14 protein-coding genes are annotated in these 17,400 nt (G+C 39.0%); 13 read left to right on the forward strand and 1 reads right to left on the reverse strand.

Features of this window, described 5'->3' with window-relative positions; genetic code table 11:
* The first annotated feature begins 95 nt into the window (after positions 1–95).
* Positions 96–356 (forward strand): hypothetical protein, encoded by a 261-nt coding sequence (locus AB3I27_RS09970; RefSeq protein WP_002334960.1) that lies wholly within the window; start codon positions 96–98, stop codon positions 354–356.
* Between the two features lie 60 nt (positions 357–416).
* Here AB3I27_RS09970 and AB3I27_RS09975 read toward each other — a convergent pair whose 3' ends face one another.
* Positions 417–1,247, reverse strand: coding sequence for a manganese catalase family protein (locus tag AB3I27_RS09975; RefSeq protein ID WP_002286789.1), 831 nt, complete (start codon positions 1,245–1,247; stop codon positions 417–419).
* Positions 1,248–1,454: 207 nt separating this feature from the next.
* On the opposite strand from AB3I27_RS09975, the gene AB3I27_RS09980 reads away from it, so the two are divergent.
* The 12 genes from AB3I27_RS09980 (at position 1,455) to AB3I27_RS10035 (ending at position 17,372) form a co-directional block, all read left to right on the forward strand.
* Positions 1,455–2,789 (forward strand): ABC transporter substrate-binding protein, encoded by a 1,335-nt coding sequence (locus AB3I27_RS09980; RefSeq protein WP_002316508.1) that lies wholly within the window; start codon positions 1,455–1,457, stop codon positions 2,787–2,789.
* Positions 2,790–2,829: 40 nt separating this feature from the next.
* Positions 2,830–3,741, forward strand: a complete 912-nt coding sequence (locus AB3I27_RS09985; protein ID WP_002291248.1) for a carbohydrate ABC transporter permease — start codon at positions 2,830–2,832, stop codon at positions 3,739–3,741.
* Complete coding sequence (locus tag AB3I27_RS09990) at positions 3,738–4,592, forward strand: carbohydrate ABC transporter permease (protein ID WP_002308183.1); 855 nt, start codon at positions 3,738–3,740, stop codon at positions 4,590–4,592. Before AB3I27_RS09985 ends, AB3I27_RS09990 begins: the two co-directional genes overlap by 4 nt.
* Positions 4,589–5,209, forward strand: a complete 621-nt coding sequence (locus AB3I27_RS09995) for a DUF624 domain-containing protein (RefSeq protein WP_002313354.1) — start codon at positions 4,589–4,591, stop codon at positions 5,207–5,209. Before AB3I27_RS09990 ends, AB3I27_RS09995 begins: the two co-directional genes overlap by 4 nt.
* A 1-nt stretch (position 5,210) precedes the next feature.
* Positions 5,211–5,729, forward strand: a complete 519-nt coding sequence (locus AB3I27_RS10000) for a phosphatase PAP2 family protein (protein WP_002312039.1) — start codon at positions 5,211–5,213, stop codon at positions 5,727–5,729.
* Positions 5,730–6,029: 300 nt separating this feature from the next.
* Positions 6,030–10,526, forward strand: coding sequence for a SpaA isopeptide-forming pilin-related protein (locus AB3I27_RS10005; RefSeq protein ID WP_325908078.1), 4,497 nt, complete (start codon positions 6,030–6,032; stop codon positions 10,524–10,526).
* Complete coding sequence (locus tag AB3I27_RS10010; protein WP_235042702.1) at positions 10,526–11,839, forward strand: pilin N-terminal domain-containing protein; 1,314 nt, start codon at positions 10,526–10,528, stop codon at positions 11,837–11,839. Before AB3I27_RS10005 ends, AB3I27_RS10010 begins: the two co-directional genes overlap by 1 nt.
* Complete coding sequence (locus AB3I27_RS10015; protein ID WP_172757286.1) at positions 11,832–13,547, forward strand: SpaH/EbpB family LPXTG-anchored major pilin; 1,716 nt, start codon at positions 11,832–11,834, stop codon at positions 13,545–13,547. Before AB3I27_RS10010 ends, AB3I27_RS10015 begins: the two co-directional genes overlap by 8 nt.
* Before the next feature lie 74 nt (positions 13,548–13,621).
* A complete protein-coding gene (locus AB3I27_RS10020) occupies positions 13,622–14,515 on the forward strand; it encodes a class C sortase (RefSeq protein ID WP_235042703.1) in 894 nt (297 codons plus the stop codon).
* A gap of 184 nt (positions 14,516–14,699) precedes the next feature.
* Positions 14,700–15,374, forward strand: coding sequence for a response regulator transcription factor (locus AB3I27_RS10025; RefSeq protein WP_235042704.1), 675 nt, complete (start codon positions 14,700–14,702; stop codon positions 15,372–15,374).
* 17 nt (positions 15,375–15,391) lie between these two features.
* Complete coding sequence (locus tag AB3I27_RS10030) at positions 15,392–16,417, forward strand: HAMP domain-containing sensor histidine kinase (RefSeq protein WP_002308195.1); 1,026 nt, start codon at positions 15,392–15,394, stop codon at positions 16,415–16,417.
* Positions 16,418–16,505: 88 nt separating this feature from the next.
* A complete protein-coding gene (locus AB3I27_RS10035) occupies positions 16,506–17,372 on the forward strand; it encodes a GRP family sugar transporter (RefSeq protein WP_002291228.1) in 867 nt (288 codons plus the stop codon).
* Positions 17,373–17,400: the final 28 nt, after the last annotated feature.

A 17,400-nucleotide genomic window follows, 5' to 3' on the forward strand; every position in this document is an offset into this window, starting at 1 on the left:
AATTGGTAGCTTTTGTCATTTAATACTAAAAATTTTTGCCATTTAAATAGAAAAGTGACATTCACAACAACTATCTTGTGATGGAAAACCATCATGTGGAACTTACAGAAGAAGGCGTTTGTTATTTCAAAGACTTAGGAATAGATATTGACGCACTGAAAAAACAATCTGGAGCACTTGTGAAACCTTGCTTAGATTGGACAGAACGAACATTTCATTTAGGAGGAAATCTCGGGAACGCGTTTTTCCGATGGTGTAAAGAGAAAGAATATATCACATTGAATCCAGAAAACAGAGGTGTTCGCTTAACTGCTGAAGGAAATTTATTTTTCAAGAAATTTAAAGCGAGCCAATAGGAAAGTCGTTTCTAATACAATAAAAAGGTTGTGACAAAAATCTTGTCACAACCTTTTTTCTTATTTCTTGAATGGAGGTGTCCCATACATTTTTGGTGTTACTGGTTCTAATTTTGGTGCAGCGCCTTCGATCTTAGGTTCTTTCAACCATTGATATTCGCCTTCTCCGTCCAGTGCTTTGCCACTAGCCCAAGAACCTTCACTACTTTGGTCTCCCTCTGAGAAGTTATAGAAGTCATAAGCAATGTCTTTTCGTTCTTTGTCACGTGGGAAAGTACTTGGGACTAAGATCGAACCTTCTTTTTCTTCTAATTCTTTCACTGCACATTCCCATAGATTTTGATGATAACTATCTCTTGCAAGGAGAACAGACAGCATATCTTTTACGCCACGATCATCAATCATTTCGTAAATACGTGCTACTTGAAGTCTTCCTTGTGATTCGGCATTTAAATTAGCTCTAAAATCTGCTAACAAGTTGCCACTCGCAATGATATAGGCACCGCTCCATGGATTGCCCACGCTGTCAGCAGGACGAGGTCCTAAGCCAGCTACGATCGCGTGCTGTGGATTCATTCCAGAGATAATGGCACCAATTGTTGGATCTTTTTGCATTGCTGCTTCTTGATCTTCAACAGGCGCACCCTCTAATAAACGAGCAACCATTGTCGCCAACATTTCCACGTGGCCGATTTCTTCTGTTGCAATGTCCATCAGCATATCTTTATATTTTTCTTCTCCTCGGCAGCTCCAACCTTGGAACAGGTACTGCATAGCTACACTCATCTCGCCATATTGGCCGCCGATCAGCTCCTGCAGATATTTCGCGATTAATGGATTCGGACGATCTGGTTTTGCCTCAAACTGCAATTCTTTCTGGTGTCTAAACATCAAAATTCCTCCTAATCTTTTTTTAATACATTCTCATTCTGCTATGAAAAATTAAAAAATTCAAAGAAAACGCTCGCGAATTATATAAAGTGTTGGTATCATTAATAATTTTTCGATGATCATACCTTATAAATTGTTATTTTCAGAACAAAATGATATCGTTATATTAAAACCGATATCGGTTACATTAAAATTTGGAGGTAAAATATGAAAAAAATATTGTTTACAGGATTGTTGGCAAGTTCAGCATTGTTTTTATTAGGAGGATGCGGATCAAGTAATACAAGCGATGCCAGCTCAAGTGCAGCAAATTCTTCTGAAAAAACAAGTGATGGAAGAAAAAATATTGATTTCTGGTCCTTTTGGGGGTCGGGCGCACGAAAAGAAGCCATCGAAGAAATCATTGAGGATTTCAACCAATCACAAGACGAGATCCATGTAAATTATAAGTATCAGCCATGGGGGGATATTTGGACCAAATCTTTATCTGCAATAACGGCTGGAAATGCACCTGATGTTATTGTACAGGACATAAATTCCGTTGCGCAAAGAGCAGAAGCACAGCAAGCAACCAATCTCTCTGAGTATGTAGATAAAGACACTTCTAAGGATTTTTATCCGCAGCTTTGGGATACAGTAGAATATAAAGGTGATCCTTATGCCATCCCATTCAATACAGATACACAAGTCATTTTTTATAATAAAAAGTTATTTAAAGAAGCTGGAATCAGCGAACAAGATCTACCGACAACTTGGGATGAATTAGAAGAAACAGCACGTAAACTAGATAAAAAAGATGGAAAAGAGTTTACGCGTATCGGTTTTTATCCATTATGGAATTTAGGCGCGGATGTATGGGCGCTAAACGCAGACAACGGGACTAGTTGGTTTGATAAGGACGAAAAAGTCAAGATTGATACTAAAAACAAAGTGGAAGCCTTGGAATGGATTCAAGACTGGCAGGATTATTATGGAAAAAATACAATCAACAAATTAGAAGCAGAATTTGGTTCTGGTGTGTCTGATCCATTTATTTCTGGATTAGTAGCCATGCGCGCCCAAAACATCAATTATTACTCTAGCTTGATGGAAAACGCACCGGATGATTTTGATTTTGGCGTGATGCAGCTTCCAGAAAAAGAGGAAGGTTCAGGTCATTGGTCATGGGGTGGCGGATTCGTCTTGGAAGTACCATACGGAGCAAAAGATCCTGAAGCCTCTTATGAATTCATCAAATATCTTTCTTCTCCAGAAGTACAAGAAAAATTCGGCGAAAAAAGTTTTGACATCATGGCAAGCAAGACAGCCAACGAGAATTTAGTGAATAATGACAACCTAACGGACAAAGGGAAAATGATCTATCAAATGGCGGACGAAAACTTTAAAAATACGGTGATCACACCAGTTCCTTTAGATGCACCGGATTATACGACATTAGTGAATGAACAGATCGACCAGATTCTTTTAGGAACAAAATCAGCAAAAGAAGGATTGGCAGATGCACAAAAAGCAGTAGAGAACTTAGTCAAGCAAAATCAATAATCCGTTTTTGACTGTCTAGGTAAAGAGGAGGCAAGAAAATTTGAAGCGTTTATCTATCCGAAAGAAAAAAGAAGCAAGATGGGCCTATTTATTTATCTCGCCTTTTATTATCGGTTTTTTAATCTTTATGCTAGGGCCTATGCTTTTTTCAGTTATTGGTAGTTTCACCGATTATAATTTGACATCCAAGATGAATTTCATTGGTCTAGCAAATTTCAAAAGAATGTTCGTTCATGACGATTTATTTTGGAAATCGTTATACAACACCGTTTATTTCGTCATCTTCAATGTACCGCTGACGACGATTTTCAGTGTGTTTTTAGCCACAGTACTCAATCAAAAAATCAAAGGAATCAGTGTATTCCGTACAGTTTTCTATTTACCGGCAGTCTTATCAGGAGTAGCAGTCTACATCTTATGGATGCAGCTGCTTTCTCCATCTGCAGGATTGATCAACACATTTCTGGGCTGGTTCCACATCCCTGGACCAGCTTGGTTGTTTGATCCACAATGGACGAAACCAGCGTTGATTTTGATGAAAATATGGAGCTCTGGAGGAGCAATGCTACTTTACTTAGCTACATTACAAAATGTTCCTAGATCTTTATATGAATCAGCAGAAATCGATGGAGCAGGCGTTTGGGGAAAGTTCAAAAGTATTACTTTGCCATTAATCACTCCTATTATTTTTTACGATGTGATCACCTCTACGATCGGTTCTTTCCAAATTTTTCAAGAAGCTTATGTCATGACGAAAAATGGAACAGGTGGGCCTGCAAATTCCTTGCTTTTTTATAATCTGCATATGTGGAACAAGGCGTTCGTCGCTTTTGATATGGGGTATGCGATGGCTATGTCGATGATCCTATTTCTGATCGTTTTGGTTCTGACTTTTGTCAATTTGAAGCTTGCACCTAAATGGGTCTATTATTCTGGAGGTGACGGCAAATGATGGATTATTTTAAAAAGACCAGTGTGAATCGGCAATCAAAAAAAATGCTAAGCTATGTGCTTATGACGGTAATAGGAATTATTTTGCTCATTCCATTGCTTTGGATGGTATTTACTTCATTGAAACCAATGGAAGAAATCGTTCGTTATCCTCCGACCTTTTTCCCAGAAAAAATCGTATGGGAAAACTATCTGGATACGATTGCCGCATTTCCTTTTTGGCGCTATGCAAGAAATACATTATTCATCACTGTGCTAGTAGTGATTGGTAATGTCCTTTCGAATTCTTTTATTGCTTATGGATTTGCGAAGCTTGATTTTCCTGGGAAAAAGCTGATGTTTGCTTTGGTTCTTTCTACGATGATGATCCCAGGTTTTGTAACGATGATTCCTCAATATGTATTATTCTCCAAGATCGGCTGGGTAGGTACTTATTTGCCCCTGATCGTTCCATCGTTCTTCGGCAATGCGTTCAATATATTTCTGATGCGTCAATTTTACTTATCGATCAATAATGAATTGATCGAAGCTGCTGAAATCGACGGAGCGAATCATTTGTATATTTGGAGTCATTTGATGCTTCCATTGACGAAACCTGCTTTGATCACGATTGCAATCAATTCCTTCAATGCGGCTTGGAATGATTTCTTAGGTCCTCTTTTATATATCCAAGATCAAGAAAAATACACGTTGCAGATTGGCTTGCAAGTTTTTCAGAACCAAGCGACGACACAATGGAATTATCTGATGGCAGGAGCAACACTTGTCTTGATCCCGACGATCTTGCTGTTCTTTTTTGCACAACGTTATTTCATTGAAGGAATGGATTTGACAGGAGGATCAAAAGGATGATGAATCGGTCGATTGGTAAAAGAGCCAATGATTATTTCTTAGAAATCATTGAATGGATACCACGTCTTATCCAGTTACAGCTACTGTGGTTCCTGTGCGTCTTGCCTGTTTTCACATTGGGATCTGCAAGTCGAACAGTTCTGTATATGATTTATTATTACAAAAAAAATAAAGAGAAAAAGCTCAGTTCATTATACTGGAAGAAGTTCCGTGAGAATATTTCTCTTTATGGAAAGCAAGATAGTTTAGCAAGTAGTTATTTTTTTCTTTTATTCATCGATTATCGGATTTTCCATTATTGGGGTGGGAGAATTGGCTATACATTGATGTATACTACGTTGTTTTTGCTTCTATTAAGTGCGGTTCTTTTTAGTTACAAAATCTTGCTTCAACTGGAAAATCAAAAAGAAGTCTCTTGGATTGCAGCATTTTTCTTGTTTTTTAATGATTTTAAAAGTGCACTTTTTTATTTAGCAGGCACGTCGATACTTCTGATTGTATTATGGTTTGCAGGACCAATCTACCTTGCTTTATTAGGTTTTAGCTTCTTGTTTTATTTTCAAGTCCTGCTTTTTATCCATCGTACGCAAGAAAAGGGTCTTAAAAAGGAGGAATAACATGCTGCGTTTGATTGCTAAAATCGATGATCGTATTATCAATAAGTTCGCTAAGCAACGAGAAACGGACAATAGGAAAATCAATTTCTTGAAATTTATCAGTAATATCTCTAATGGCGGTTTTATTTGGCTGCTCCTTGCTACGGTTTTAGTTTTGGTACCTGATACAAGAGAATATGGTCTAGCTATTCTTATAGGCAGTCTAATCTATTTTTTTGTTGGTCTACTTCTCATTAAAAAAACGACAAGGCGGAAACGACCCTATGAAAAAAATCGTCGGCTTATCCTTTACACAAGCAAACCGAAGACTTCTTCTTTTCCTTCAGGGCATACGGCACTTGCTTTTTTATCTGTAGCAGCGTTGTTCGAGTTAAGTCGTATTGCAGGAATATTAGCTTTTCTATTTGCTTGTTTGATCGCTTATTCAAGAATTTTTTTACTTTTACATTATCCTACTGATGTTTTAGGAGGAGCTATTTTAGGAAGTGTTATCGGCATCTTGTGTGCTGCCGTTATCTGAATCAATTGTATGAATAAAGCATGAGTGCGTAAATACGCATTTGTGCTTTATTTTTTTGTTTTTCAGGGAAACAGTCGGGGATTATTTACCTGTCTTAATAACTTAAGTTCTGTTAAATGAGAACATTATAAAACTTTATAATCTAATTTTAATAATAAATGTTGTATAATTGGTGTTTTTTAACTAAAATGGATATTATTTGATTTAAAGTTAAAATTAAATTAGATTATAATTAGATAGACGTTGTTTTTGGTGTTTGTTGTGAAAGAAGACACATGTTTTAGAAAGGAGTATAAGAATGTGAAAGGGATAAAATTGAAGCTTTTGCAGTTAGCAGCTGTCAGTCTGCTATTTGGACCGTATTTCCAGTCTGTCTATCATATGACAGCATTGGATGTAGCTGCTGAGTCAACAGAAGTGAAGGAGGATGAGGTATTTCTAGATGAGGATTATGCAAAAATCGAAGGGAGGTATATCGAAAAAGAAGAAACGTTTGAATGGCATCTGGCTTTTGAAAAGAAAGAGAGTGCGAACGAAGGTAGAATACGTTTAGCAATCGATACAGCTGCTGCCGGTATTGGTACCGTAAAAAACGTTCGGGGAACAGGTCTCTCCTCTTACGATGAAGATGGAGAAGACTTAAAAGTCGAGACAATCGATGGTCAAGAATGGTATGTCGGAAAATTTTATTCAAAAGAAGCTGAGACCGGCACATTGGTTTTTGAAACAGAAAAGATTCCAGATGTGAATGAAGGGGAACTACCTCTTCAAGTGGTGGTCGATGAAAGAATAGCTAATCAAGAATTACAAGAAAATGAAACAGATACAGAGGATTCCGCTGAAAATCAACGTAGCGAAGAAAATGAAACGGAAGAGCTGGACACACCAATCGTGCCCAGCGGTCAAGCACTCCAACGCATTCAACGCCGGTTATTCAACGGTATTTTAGAACGTCTTGGACCAACAGCTACGCAAGATCCATATGAATATATCTATCCTAGCGGAATAGCTGAAAACGATCAGCACCGCTATCCACGATTTACAACGAATGACTATACAAAAGTATTAGGAAATTGGTCACAAAGCAATGAACGCTATCAGGGAGAAAAAGGCTCACCATATGATGGAGAGAACTTGATCGATGATAGTGATTACACAATCGGGGGAGCGAACTGGCGAAATTATGACTATGCGGCTGATAATGGATCAACTGCAGGTGAAGAAGATGTAAATGTTCCGGCTCAAACCGTTCAGCTTTGGGGAGATGAACGGAATTTTGAAAACAGTTACTTGGATTATAACGGAGCGTATATCAAAAAATGGGTAGAACCTGTTCTATCAAACAACCCAACATCTGATCTACATCCTGAAGATGCAACGACACTTTATAACGTTTATCTAGATGTGATCGGAAGTGAGAAACAAGAAATCAGCCCGATCGATATCGTTTTTGTTCTAGATAAATCAGCCAGTATGAATGAGGGGACACTAGAAGGCGGAGGTCAGAGTAAAAATGCGGCACTGATAGAAGCAGTAAATGAAATTAGTGAAAATCTGCTATCCGACCCAAATATGGATATTCGGATCGGTATGGTGAATTTTTATCATAATAGTACAGTCATCAATAACCAGGAACAAATCAGTTCGGACATCTTTCCGTTGACAAATGACATCAATCGTTTAACGGGAAGTGAGAATACAGCACTAAATCGTACACCCATCGGAGGAACGCCGCTTACACTAGGACTTAAAAATGGCTATGAAACATTGTACGCGGATAATGGCGGAGAAAATAGAAATCCCGAAAAGATCCTGATCGTCGTAGGAGACGGAACACCCACCTTCAGTTATGCTCCAATTGAAAGAAGTAACAGACCAGATTTTACCAACTGGGCAGTTATGAATAATATGATCGCTCGAGATACAGGCGATTTATTTAAAAACTTTGAAACATATTCTGGAAATACATCAGGGGCAGGTTTTAGTTATCCTGTTGTCTATCCTTCAGAATTTAATCGTCCAGAAGATACGTGGGATTATAATTATCGTTACGGAGAAGTAAAAGAAGGTGATGATAAAGCGTTTCACTGGGTTGGTACTGGTGCTGCTAGCAATGGTACTACAGGAGAACCGGATACCCAAGAAAAATCATCTGCCATCAATACTGTTGCATATCATCATTGGCTGAAAAACAAGTACCAAGAGAACCCACCAAGTATTTTCTCCATTGGGTTAGGCATTGACGGAAGTGTTGCCGGCAGACAGCGGCTCGATGCAATTGGACGAAATGTATTAAAAAACATTGCTGATTTAAACGATGATGGCACAACACCGCGTTATTACGATGCGAACAACAAGAATGACATCATTACAGCCTTGGAGGACATCTCCTCTACTTTCAAGAAAACGATCCAACAAGCCACACTTTATGATGAAACTGGATTTAATGTTTCACCGTTTGGAGCTGGCAGATCGGCGGATATTCAGTTTTACCATCTAGATCCAGGAGAAAATGGCATGAAGTACCAAGAACCAGAAATATGGGATGTCACACGTCATGGGCAAGCACCGCCAGAAGTAGTGGCGACACCGACAACGTATGTCGGACGAGAAAATCAAGCCTATAAATTTTCTCCGATTTCTTTAGGTGAAGGGGAAATGGTCAGGATCAAGTATCAAGTAAAACTGGATGCAGGTGCACAAGACGGGAATTTCTATGCTGTAAATAATCAGGCATATATCCAAAATCTGGAAGATTATGATAACGATATCACATCTGGTCGAATGTATTTCCCAACGTCCTCTATTCGTTATGGACACAAAGACCGTAATTTGCAAGTTAGCAAAACAGGGCAAAATGGGGAACCTTTAGCAGGAGTCGAATTTGCTCTATATGATCAGGACCCGGATAGCGGGGATGTGGAACCGATTGAAACGAGAACAACTACCAACGATGGACTCGCAATCTTTGAAACGAAGATCCCTGTGCTGGGGGATGAAACAGGTGCTGTCAGTGATATTTTCTGGATCAGAGAGATCGCTGGACCGCCACGTTATCAGTTAGTGGATGAGACGTATCAATTCCAAATCAAAAAATATAGTTCCAGCGGAGATACAGCGCTTGGTCACTATGAGTTGGTAGCAGCAAATACTTCAGGAGTAAGAGTTGGTGGAGAAGAAGGTAGCGATCCTGATTCTTATTATGAAGGCGAATACCACAAACTTTCAATTGTTCAAAATGTCAATGAGGACGAAACGGATTATGAAGACTTGTATGTCAAACTGGAAATGCGGAATGAATTCAAGCCAGTCCACATGAACATCAATAAATTAATTGAAGGAAGCACTACGCCAATCAATGGGGCAGAGTTTGAACTTTATCAAACCGATGGAAGCGGACTTGAAATTGGAACGCCGGTAGCTAAAGGAATCTCTGGTGCAAATGAAGCAGACGAAGAGAAAGGAATGCTCACGTTCTATTCAGTAAATGAAAATGGAGAATATTTGCTCGTGGAGGGTGAGAAAGTCATTCATCCTATTGGAGAACCAGATTCATTTATTCATACGGACAGTGAAGAAAATGCCAACTATGCAGAATACAAAATCGTTGAAAGTCAAAGCCCAGAAGGTTTCAAAGAACCTAGCGAAAACGACACATGGATCTTGCGACTTTACGACAATGAAACAGGCATCATCCAGCTTAGACGAACAGGTGAAGAAAATTGGCAATATCTTACCCATTCAACAGACGAAGAGGGCCGATTATGGGTGGCATTCACTGCTTACAATACGTTTGATTACCGGGAGATCCGGGTTAGAAAATTAGATCATGAAGGTAATCCTTTAAATGGTGCAGGTTTTGACATTAGGAAAATAGGAGATTCTTCCTTCCCGCTGTATCGAGCATACACAGGCAACCCATTAGAACCAGAAGAAACGAAACGTTTGTCTGGAATCGGTTACTTCTATCTTTATACGATCGGTGTAGAGAAGTACGTCGATTTAGAATACAGTCAACCACTCCGTTTGTCTATCGGTGAATATGAAGTTTCGGAATCTGTTGCACCAAATGGGTATCAATTGTCTGATCAAGTATTCCAGTTTGCACTGAATGAAGAAGGGAAATTTGTCATTGGAGAGACAGTCATCGAAGACGAAACTGATCCGTTACCGGAGGGTTATGACATCATCGATGGTGTATTACAAGTAACCTTAGAAGATGAACTAGCACCAATCGATCTGGAACTTTTGAAAGTTGACAGTATGAGTAGTCGACGTCTTGAAGGCGCAGAATTTTCAATTGAGAAACAAAATAGTGCAGGAGACTATGAACTCATCGACGGAGGCTTGGCACCAGATCCAAACGATTCTTCCCTATTCAATGCTTTGGATTTGACGGAAGGATTCTATCGGATCAAGGAAGTGAAGTCGCCGGACGGCTACAGGAAACTTCCAGGCTACTTTATTTTAGAAATTAGTTATCGAGAAGAACCAGAAGTGGAAAATGATCGGGTCGTTCCAGGAAAAGAATCCGGGACACTAAAAGTTGAGATTTCTTATTATCCAAACGAAGAAGCAGAGACTCCTGATCTGCAGCAAGAATTAGAGTATGAACTTTTGGATACGAACCGAATCAGGCTACAGCTTAGTGTCGGGAATGATCCTGAAAATCCATTGCCTGCTACAGGGGGATCTGGACGATTATTCTATATCCTGATTGCTGCATTCTTCGTGGCACTTGCCGGTGCAGCCTATGGTTTGTATGTCAGACAATCTAAAAAGGAGGGGGCAAGGTAATGAAAAAGCTGTTGTGTTTGATGCTTCAATTACTTGTTTTACTGCCATTTGTAGCAGTCCTTCTTCCTCAAACGATGTCGGCAGAAGAATTAGGGGAAGACGTTGTGGAATTCGTATTGCATAAACGGATGATTCGAGATATCGATTATAACGACCAATTTGAATTCCATGAAAATGACGGTCTGGCTATCTCTGAGGAAGCGGGAAAAACAGCAGATATCATTTCGCAGACAGTTCCGCTAAATGGAGCGACATTCGCCGTTTACGATATGACCGATTATTATCATGACAAAAAAGCTGCTGAGAACATGACCTCTAGAGAATTCGTCCAGCAAATCGCTGAAACGAGCAGAAACAATATCCGTCAGTTGATCACAGAAGAAAGACTTGCTCAGGTTGGGGAATCGGTAACGACTGGAAAAGATACGGTTGGTGGATTAGGAGATGGGATTGCACGCATCCAAGTACCTAAGAAAAACCAAGATCGAGATGCAGTTTATTTGATTTTTGAAGAATCAATTGATCCGGAAATCGGGTTGAATGTGGATATCGATCAAACAGCGATCCCGATTGCTGCTGTTTTGCCAATCTATCATCCAACAGAACCAACCGAGGAACTGCAAGAAATCCATATCTATCCTAAAAATGTCGGTTATTTAAGAGATCCATACTTTTTCAAGTATGGACGACAAAGAGGAACAACTGAAAAAGGACGCCCATTAGAAGGTGCTGTTTTTGCTCTGTATCAGATAATAGAAGGCGAAAAATATTATTTAGACATGGCTCCTGCGAATGACTTGAAAAATCAATGGATCAAACCAGCAAACAACGATCCTTTGAATGATAAAAATGTAAGCAAATTCATTTCAGATAAAGACGGTCTAGTCACGACAGGTCAACGATTCTTGCCCTCTGGTATCTATTATTTTGAGGAATTGAAAAGTGTAGAAGGGTACGAAATGGACGAAGCAAGTAAGCAAATCGAGGTCATTGTCCCTGAATCTTGGGTGGATGCAGAAGGACAGCCGCAATATGTAATGGTCAATGGGCAGAAGATGGCTGAATTGGAATCCGGAAAAGTTCCAGCCTCTGCCTATGAATCAGCAACACCACGCGTGTATAACGAGACCATAAAAGAAACAACGGACAAACCGAAAGAACCAAGTGGACCAAGCAATCCAAATCAACCTGTGAAAGGGTCCGTATTTCCACAAACCAATGAAGCAAGAACATTGATTTCTTTGTTAGGAATCCTTTTGTTGTTAGGTGCTGTTTTATTAATAAAAAAAGAACGGGGAGAAAAAAATGAATAAAAAAATGATGACCATGGGGATGAGTGCGCTGTTGCTCGCAGCTGTAGGTTTAGGAAGTTTTGGAAATGGAAAATTAGTTCACGCTGAAGAAGTCACGGAAAAACCAAGTGAAGTGACAATCACATTACACAAAAAAGCATTCACGACTGTGCCTGAAGAACGACCGAACAGCGGGTTGATATCAGATGATTTTGGCAATGAAAATCTTCCAGGCGTCGATTTTGAAATGTTTGATGTTACAGATGTCTATTATAATTTGCTGAAAGATGACCCTAGAACAACTGACATAGATGATGATGGGTTAGAACCTGCTGCTGCGATTGCTTTGATCCAATCAGATCACACAGCAGCATGGTTTGTATCTTATGGTATCGAAAGTATAGATAAGCAGACGACTGGCGAAAATGGTGAAGCTGTTTTTGAAAAGGTACAGGTAACTGAAACAACGGGAGAATTAAGAGATAAAGTCTATCTCTTCTTAGAAACATATTCACCAGCTCATATTTCAAGAATCGCGTCTCCAATGGTTGTCATGATGCCAGTTATGATGCCAGATATTATTGGCGGTGTATGGGATGGAACCTCTTGGAAAGATACGTACAACACCGATGTACACTTGTATCCTAAAAATGAAATCCAAGATTCTTCCAAAGAAATGAATGTAGATGAAGCGGACGTTAGAACAGTGACGATTCGCAATGAAAATGGTGAAGAAACGATCCGATATGTTGACTTGGAAAAAGGAAAAACAGTTTCTTATACAATAACTGCACCGATTCCTTACTTTATTGATGAAATCAATGAGGACAATAGAACAGTCATCACGCATTTCACGATCACAGATACGCCAACAGAAGGTTTGAGTTATTTTGATCAGGATATCCTTGTACAAGCAGGAGATACAACACTGATAAAAGATACTGATTATACAGTAACAAAAGCGGGTAACGGTTTTGTCGTGGAGATCATTCTTGAAACAGGAGGTATACCGAACAGAGCAACGCTTGAAAAATTAGGGAATCATCGCGGCGGGGAATTAACTGTTACCTATGACTTACAAGTCAATGCAGTCATCAATGCAGACGAATTCCATAACAATACAGCGTTGATCGAAATCGGTAGAGGTGACGAGTATGACTACAACGAACGTCGCGTACCATCAGAAGAAGTAACGACTGGCGGGAGAAGATTTGAAAAGTTTGATGCTTCAAGTAATGCTTTACTAGACGGTGCAAGATTTGAATTGTGGAACGAAGAGAAAACTGCTTATGCTGTTTTCTATAAAGATGGCGTACGATTACCTATTTATGAGTCAGGTGCTGATGCAGAAGAAATCACAATCGATTGGATAAGTGATAATAGTGTAGAGGCAACAGAATTTGTCTCAAATGACCAAGGATACTTCGAAGTTGTTGGATTAGATTACGGAACATATTTCATGAAAGAAACAGTAGCACCAGAAGGATATGTTTTACCAACAGGTGAAGCAGCTTTCACAGAATTCAATGTAGAACTTGGTAGCTATGATGATGAACTTGTGATTGTGGGCTATGAGTATCCAGGAGCAGCACGCGTACCAAACGTAAGACAAGGATTTCTTCCTTCTACTGGAGGAAACGGGATCTTAGCATTCTTGCTGATCGGTCTAAGTTTGATGATTGGGGCCTACAGCTGGTACCGTAAATCTAAAATGAAGTCTGAAGTATAAGCAACAAAAATAAGCTGCAGCAATCGGTTTTTATAAAGGTTGCTGCGGTTTTTTTAAATAAGAAGGTGAAGAAAATGAAAAAGAAAACAGAGAAAAGACCTCAAACAAAAATCAGTATATTATTACAATTATTCATGGCAGTGATGTTTTTTACAGGAGCTGCAGTTTTTACATATCCATTTTTAGCTGATGCTCTCAGCAATTATTTGGACCAAAGAAGGATCGAGAATTATCAAAAACAGCTTGCACGAGAGAAAGAAGAAAAAAATGAGCAACGATTAGCGGTACAAGAAAAGAAAAATCAGGTGCTTGCTCGTACGGCAGCCATCCCAGGAATGGGTCAAGTCAAAGATCCTTTTGAACAAGCGGTTAGAGATGTCCGAAATCCAGGAAAAGAATACTACGAACAACATATGATCGGAGCAATCTATATTCCGAAAATCAATGTTAGCTTGCCTTTATTCGATGAAACAAATGATCTTTTATTAGATAGAGGAGCGACAGTTCTACAAGGTACCTCTTTTCCAATTGGAGGAGAAAGTACACATTCCGTCATTACCGCCCATAGCGGTGTTGCTGAGAAAAAATTGTTTACAGATCTTGAAAAAATGGAGAAAAATGACCGTTTCTATCTTGAAGTATATGGTCGTATGCTCGCTTATGAAGTCGTTGAGAAAATCGTTGTCCTTCCAACAAAAACAGATACATTAGCAATCAGAGAAAAACAGGATCTGGTCACACTTATTACTTGCACACCTTATACTGTGAACACCCACAGGTTACTGGTGACAGGAAAGCGAGTCCCTTTTACAGAAGAAGCCTCTTCGAAGATGGAAAAGACAAAAAGATACCATCTTTATCGATTACTTGCGCTCTTACTAGGGGTATTGTTAATACTAACTCTTTTCGGTTATTGGGGTTATCGAAAATTTAAAAGACAAAAACAACCAAAGAAAAATAACAGATGATAGACCAATTATTAAGAATAACATAATAAATTTCAGCTGCTTGGAAGAGACAAAAGCGATTAAATCGCCTATTTTCAGTTTTTTTTTAACGTTTTCTAAAATGGCATTTTACAGGTAAGCCAACTTGTTTCACAAAGGCTTCTTTGATATTGTAGAAGCAAGAAGAAAGATGGAGGGATTTTTTATGGCAAAAATCATGGTAGTCGAGGATGAAGAAATCATTCGACAATTGATTATGGAAGAACTTGAGAAATGGCAATTCGAAACCTTTGGAACGACCGACTTCAACCAAGTATTTTCAGACTTTGAAAGAGAAGAACCACAGCTTGTATTGCTAGACATCAATCTTCCTGTTTTGGATGGGTATTATTGGTGTCAAAAAATACGTGAAGTATCGAAAGTACCGATCATTTTTATCTCCAGTAGGAATACGAATATGGACATGATCATGGCCATGAACATGGGAGCAGATGATTTTGTGACAAAGCCTTTCCAAATCGATGTACTGATTGCCAAAATCAATGCGTTGCTTCGCCGTTCTTATAATTACACAGAATTATCCAGTGAAATGATGAGCCATAATGGTATTACGTTGAATGTCGACAACGGAAATATGGAGATCAATGGAGAGATCATTGATTTGAGCAAAAATGAATACCGCCTGCTATTTATTTTGATGAAACACAACGGAAAGATCTTAAGCCGTGAAAAATTGCTGCGAGCACTTTGGGATGACGAGCGGTTTGTAGATGACAATACATTGACAGTGAACATCAATCGGTTACGCCGAAAAATCGAACAGGCAGGTATCCAAGGCTATATCGAAACAAAAGTAGGACAGGGATATATCGTTCCCTGAAAGGATGATCGGTTAAGATGAATTTCTTTAAATATTTGAAAGATCAGTGGACATTAATCTTGGGATGGCTGTTTTTTATTGCCTTAACGATCTTTGTGATGTGGCTAGCCCCAAATATCAAAGTGGATTTGAGCACGATTGCTTATTTAGCTTTGATCGAGGGCGTCTTTCTGATTTTTTATCTGCTAGGTGGCTACTTGAGCAAAAGAAGATGGTGGGGGAAGTTAGCTGACATACAAAAAACATCTCCTTTGCAAAATTATTTGAGTGGCGGGCGGACAGAAGAAGAAAAACTGGTGGAAGAATATATCAATCAGTTGATTCGCGAACATCAAGAAGTGATGCAATCAGCAATCAGCAATCAACAAGACCAAAAAGATTATATTGACTCATGGGTCCATGAGATCAAAGTACCACTTTCCGCTTCCAAGTTACTGGTTCGTTCGATCGAGTTCGATATTGACGATCAAAAGTATACCTTACTCGAAAATGAATTATCAAAAATCGACGAATACGTAGAGCAAGTCTTGTATTATGCAAGACTCGACAGTTTCTCGCGGGACTATCTCATCCAAGAGTATGGATTGAAAGGAATCATCCAGCCTGTGATACGCAGTCAGGCCAATTATTTTATCCAAAAAAATCTTCGCTACGAAATCATTGGTGAGGATCATACTGTTCTGACTGATGCTAAATGGGTCGCTTTTATCTTCAACCAACTGCTTAGCAATGCCATCAAATATACGCCGGATCACGGAAATATCATGGTGAGCATAAAAAAGGAAGCGCAAGGAGTCAGCCTTTCTGTTAAAGATTCAGGAATCGGTATCCCGGAGGAAGATTTGAAACGAATCTTTGATAAGGGATTTACTGGAAGAAATGGACGACTTAGTAAAACGCATTCAACAGGATTAGGCCTGTATTTGGCAAAAAATCTGGCAGAAAAATTAGGTATCCAATTGACGGCTGAATCAACTGAAGGAAAAGGGACGACAATGACTTTATTTTTCCCAATCTTAAATTTTTATAATGAAAAACGTTAGAAAATCGTTAGAAACGAAAAAAAACGCTTGTGTTGTTAACGTTTTCGCTGATAAGTTTCTTATCATGTGAAATAAAAGGAGATTGGTTATGGAAATTTTAATAGCATTAGTCCCTATGTTGGCATGGGGTAGTATTGGTTTAGTAAGTGGTAAAATTGGTGGCGATGCCAATCAACAAACACTAGGAATGACGATTGGTGCATTTCTGTTTTCTTTAGTTGTCTTTTTCGTTGTTAGTCCTGTAATCACCCCTTGGATTTTCTTGATCGGATTTTTATCTGGCTTAGCTTGGAGTGTTGGACAAAATGGACAATTCCATGGAATGAAGTACATGGGTGTTTCTGTAGGGTTACCATTGTCTACTGGTTTTCAATTAATTTTGAATACGATTGCGGGAGCCGTTTTCTTCCAAGAATGGACACAAACGAAAGATTATGTATACGGTATTATTGCTTTAGCTCTTCTTGTAAGCGGTGCGTATTTGACGGCACGACAAGATGACGAAGGAAAAATAGATACAGATAATAAAATGCTTGATTTTGGTAAGGGCTTTAGAGCATTGATCTTCTCTACGATTGGTTATGGCGTATATACGATCATTGTCAACTGGGCGAATTTGGATGCGATGTCAATTATCTTACCTCAAAGTATCGGAATGATCTTAGGCGCAAGCTTCTTTGCCTTCCGTAAAGTTAAAGTAGATCAATTTGTATGGAAAAACATGATCTGTGGATTATTATGGGGCTTAGGTAATATCTGTATGCTTCTTACAGTCAAATCCCTTGGTTTAGCTGTTGGATTCTCACTTTCACAAATGGGGATCATTATTTCTACTTTAGGTGGGATTTTCATCCTTGGCGAAAGAAAAACGAAAAAAGAGCTCATTTATGTTATTGTTGGTTGCCTTTTAGTCATTTTAGGTGGTATCCTTTTAGGGTACATGAAAACAGTTTAATCACTGTTTTCCAACCTAAAATGGGGAG

Source organism: Enterococcus sp. C46 (assembly GCF_040887565.1).
In the GTDB taxonomy this organism is placed as follows: domain Bacteria; phylum Bacillota; class Bacilli; order Lactobacillales; family Enterococcaceae; genus Enterococcus_B; species Enterococcus_B lactis.